This is a genomic window from Shewanella sp. POL2 (assembly GCF_000282755.1).
Taxonomy (GTDB): Bacteria; Pseudomonadota; Gammaproteobacteria; order Enterobacterales; family Shewanellaceae; genus Shewanella; species Shewanella xiamenensis.
Genome location: NZ_AKZL01000218.1, coordinates 1 through 451, shown reverse-complemented (window position 1 = coordinate 451; position 451 = coordinate 1). Strand labels below are relative to the sequence as shown.

Annotated in this window: 1 protein-coding gene; it reads left to right on the top strand. The window is 48.6% G+C overall.

Annotated elements, in window-relative coordinates:
- Positions 1–115 precede the first annotated feature (115 nt).
- Positions 116–451 (top strand): transposase (locus SHEWPOL2_RS22140; RefSeq protein ID WP_192812117.1); only part of this gene is annotated, 336 nt, incomplete at its 3' end.

The window sequence follows — 451 nt, the reverse complement described above, 5'->3', positions numbered from 1 at the left end:
CTGTCTCTCATACACAAATCCCTGAACAATGCTCAGGGATTTTTTTTGAACTCATTCCCCGCATTGTGATCAGATCGTCTAGGGCTAAATATTCGAGGCGATTATGATGAAGATGATGGATCCAGAGCAGTGGGCGCAATGTCAATTTGGGCACGCAAACCTCAACGACCCAAGACGTACACAAAGACTTGTTTCACTGGCTACCTCTATTACCCAACAACCCGGAGTTGCCGTGTCCAGACTTCCCTTATCCCCCGCTGAGATGGAAGGGGCCTACCGATTTATCCGCAATGAGAATATTCAAGCCAGTGATATTGCTGAAGCGGGTTTTCAAGCCACCGCGCAGCAAGCTCGAGAGCATGACATCTTGTTAGCACTAGAGGATACCACCTCGCTGACTTACAAGCATGACAGTGTCAGGGAGGAGTTAGGTCATACCAATCAAGGGGAT